This is a genomic window from Bacillus sp. cl96, assembly GCF_900100505.1.
GTDB classification, from domain to species: Bacteria; Bacillota; Bacilli; order Bacillales; family Bacillaceae_G; genus Bacillus_A; species Bacillus_A cereus.
On the sequence record NZ_FNDM01000044.1, the window covers coordinates 1 to 3,592 of the forward strand.

The window sequence follows — 3,592 nt, forward strand, 5'->3', positions numbered from 1 at the left end:
AAAAAAAAAAGATGTCAATAACAAATGACATCTAAAATAAATAAATCGGTAAGTTATGTTTTTTCTTATCTCCAGTTATTTTAAAATTTCTAAGAGACTTCTTAAAAATCTTCATAGTAGCCTTGTCTACTCCATCTTTAGGGGAACAACATAAAACATTAGGATTCACAAACCAAGTACGAGAACTACAAATGCGACCATCTTCAGTTGTCATTCCAGATTCTGCAACAGCTAAAACACCTTTTTCCAATAAACCATTCATTAAATGAGAAAGATTACTTCTATCTTTTCCTAACTTCCTTGCTAAATAACTTGGTGTAGCTGCATCTGCATCTACTTCTTCAGAATCTTCATTTGAACATTCAATTAAAATATTAGTTTTAAACTCTATATACGGTGTTAAATCAATCAAAAAAGCTTTTTCAGCATTTGTCAGATATCCCGTTTTACATAGATAATTAATATTATCAGTAATTATCTGCACAAATCTCACCCGATCTGTAGGTTTTTTCTTTTTACCAATAAAATATTCTTCTCCACCAGACATTTTACTTAATACTTGTAGCATAATGACTCTTTCTTCTTCAGAAAGTCCGCCACTACCTTCAAGTTTTTCATAAATACTATTAATTTTACTATCTCTTTCTTTTGCTTTTTTTTCAGCTTGTCCAAAATCAATAATTTTCTTTGTCATATCTAAGTTAATTCCTCCTTAATTGAGGGAATCAACAAAAATACCTATTTTTTGCTATTTGATTATAAATCAAATTATGATAATCTATAATCAGATAAGTGAAGTTTAGGTATTTTCGTAAAATACCCTATGAAAAGAGTCATGTTCCCGCATGGCTCTTTTTTTTCATTCTATCATGTTTTTAACAACCTTAAAGATAAAAACAAAGTTTCCCTGTTTTTTTACCGTTCCATATCAAATCCACGATGTTTATTCACCTCTTTTTTATGCTCACGTTCAAATTGATTATCTACTCCCTTGCTACCCAATTCATTTTTAACACTCTCTCTAAACCCCTTAAATTGCTCTTTTAAAACTTTTTTCGTTTGTACATATAAAACTCTTATATTCGTCTGCAAACCCTTTATATGAGCTTTTAACGAGCTAATTTCTCTATTTAATACACCAACTTCCTTTTGCAACTGGTTTTTTTCCTGTTTCAATGTTCTATTTTCTTTCATCCAACCGTCTGCAGTCATTTTTAAACTTTCATACTCTTTCACAAAGTCTGTTTCTCTCAAACGCTCATGATCCTTTTTGATAGTGACCGCTGCATTCACTTGCTTTGTTACTTCTTGATATTGTTCTGGTGATAACACATAATTTCTTGTCTGTTTCTTTGTAATTTCAGCTTTTCCAAACATTTTATCCTGTACTTCTACTACTACTTCTTTACGTAAAAATGGAATTTTAACAGGTTCATTTGGCACTCGATCACTAGCACTATCTAATTCTTTTTGCATTTGTTCTACTCTTTTTTCTAATTCCACATGACGCTGGCCAATTAGCTGCAGCTTTTCATTTTCACTCTCTACCTGTTGCTTTACTATCTCTAATTCTTTGTACGTATCAACAACATCACTTTCCAAACTCTTTTTCGTCATTTCTAATTCGTTTGTTTTCTCTTCAACATTTTTTAAATGATCGTCAATCGTTTGTAACTTAGTTTCTTTTTCCTCTACTTGATTTTCAATAGTTGACTTTGCTTCTGCATACTCCTTGTATTGACGGACTTTCATGTACTTATGTGAACCTACATTAGCACGTTCAAAATTCGGAATATATTCTTTAGCCAATTGCTCTATATAAGCGGTTTCCCTTTCTCTCCAATGCGCAATTAACTTTCTTCCCGTTCCTTCGACACCTTGTTGTTGCAAAGCTCTATCCATTCCGACACGCCTCGTTAATCCTCGACTACTTTCAAAGTTCGGTACATAGTTAATATGTAAATGTGGATTTGCTTCGTCATCATGTAAAACCATGTTATAGACTGCCAGATTGGGATTCCGCTCTTGAAACGCTTCAGCATACCGTTTTAACGCTTCTTTCTTAGCTTCCCTATACTTCGGGTCGTCTTTACCTTCTCCAATCGCTACGACCAATTCTCGTTGCTCATGCGTTTTATCATCTTTATGTATTTTGTCATAGTAATTCTCAATCTTACGGTCATTCCGTTTTTGCTTCTCGTTATACTTGTCCACCGCTTCTTGAAAGACATCCTTGTATACACTTCGGATGTCCTTTTGAACAAAGTAAATATTCTCCTCTGACCTAGCTGGATCAATGCCAGGATTCCCATGAATATTTTCCCTATTATTGTGGCTTAATGAACTTTGGTGAGATTGATTAAATGAGATAGAACCCAACATAAAGTGCCACCACTTTCCCTAGATTAATTGATACCATAAGTCTAGCAAAGCGACGAAATGGTGTCAATTAGAGTAACCCTATACGTATTTTGACGCTTTCGCATCAAAATCGATAGGGGTCTGCGACGCTTTTCGGCTTCGCCGAGCCATGCTTAGCATGGAAAAAACAACCTTGGACTCTGTCCAAACCTGCTGGGGAAATCTTCCCCAGACCCCCTTATCCAACTCCCCAACCCCTCAAATCCTTGAGGGCCTCCCTCGCCGGTTGGCGTCCCCAAAACAATTTGTTTTGGGGAACTGCCAAGAGGTTGGAAAATCAGATGCACGAGTCAATTCCTTAATGCTCCTTTCAAGAGATCAGCAAAAAAACGCTGATCTCTTTCAGTCCGCTTACCATTGACTCTTACCACTTATTTTTCTTCTCCCAATAATCACTTTACTAATTATTCAATACTACACTTATTAAAAAGTAAAAAGTTTTTGAGTTACTTTTTTTAAACGTATTTCAAATGCTTTTAAGTTGTATTAGGGGTCACCATACCATTTCAGGAAAATTGTACGTTTAGACACAATTCGGACACATTCCAAGCGTTTCCTGTACGCTAAGAGATATCTGTCCAGAAAACCTTATATTTATGAACAGAGGGTAAAACTCAACAATATCAACACGTTTTCTGACTATAATCATGTTCATAAAGCATGTAAACAAATCAATGTTCAATTAAACTTAGGTTTCTATCTTTCTGAACATGTATTTACCTTTAAAGATACTGTAAAAATAAGGTTTTGTAGTCCTTAGCGTACAATTTTCCCAAAATAATATGGTGACCCCTATTAAAAGAAATGAAACATTTATTTCAGCAGACTTTATAATTACACTTTTTAACAATACTTAATTATAAAATTCAATATAAGAACTTTTTTTAAAACTTATACATATAATAAATATTGACATAAATTCACCTGAATAGGGAAAAAAGAGATGAACTGGTCCTTCATCTCTTTTTTTATGTCAAAAAATTAATACATTTATAATAATCAATTTTATATCTTTATACATTTACTATATATAATATATTTTTTTAATAAACTAGATAGGAGGTTTCTATATGTCAAATAACAACATTCCATCACCGTTTTTTTTCAATAATTTCAATCCAGAATTAATAGGTCCAACATTCCCTCCTATTCCTCCACTTACTTTACCTAC

At 33.3% G+C, this 3,592-nt stretch carries 3 protein-coding genes; 1 reads left to right on the forward strand and 2 read right to left on the reverse strand.

Annotated features, from left to right (window positions below):
- Positions 1 to 31 precede the first annotated feature (31 nt).
- A complete protein-coding gene (locus BLT20_RS29920) occupies positions 32 to 694 on the reverse strand; it encodes a MarR family transcriptional regulator (protein WP_000162379.1) in 663 nt (220 codons plus the stop codon).
- A gap of 221 nt (positions 695 to 915) precedes the next feature.
- A complete protein-coding gene (locus tag BLT20_RS29925) occupies positions 916 to 2,382 on the reverse strand; it encodes a plasmid recombination protein (protein ID WP_000901539.1) in 1,467 nt (488 codons plus the stop codon).
- A 1,109-nt stretch (positions 2,383 to 3,491) separates the two neighbouring features.
- On the opposite strand from BLT20_RS29925, the gene BLT20_RS31410 reads away from it, so the two are divergent.
- On the forward strand, positions 3,492 to 3,592 hold a 101-nt coding region (locus BLT20_RS31410), incomplete at its 3' end, for an exosporium leader peptide-containing protein (protein WP_141770007.1).

Bases quoted from the DNA above. Each gene is read 5' to 3' on its own strand.
- BLT20_RS29920 (WP_000162379.1), bottom strand. From the start codon at position 694: ATGACAAAGAAAATTATTGATTTTGGACAAGCTGAAAAAAAAGCAAAA.
- BLT20_RS29925 (WP_000901539.1), bottom strand. From the start codon at position 2,382: ATGTTGGGTTCTATCTCATTTAATCAATCTCACCAAAGTTCATTAAGC.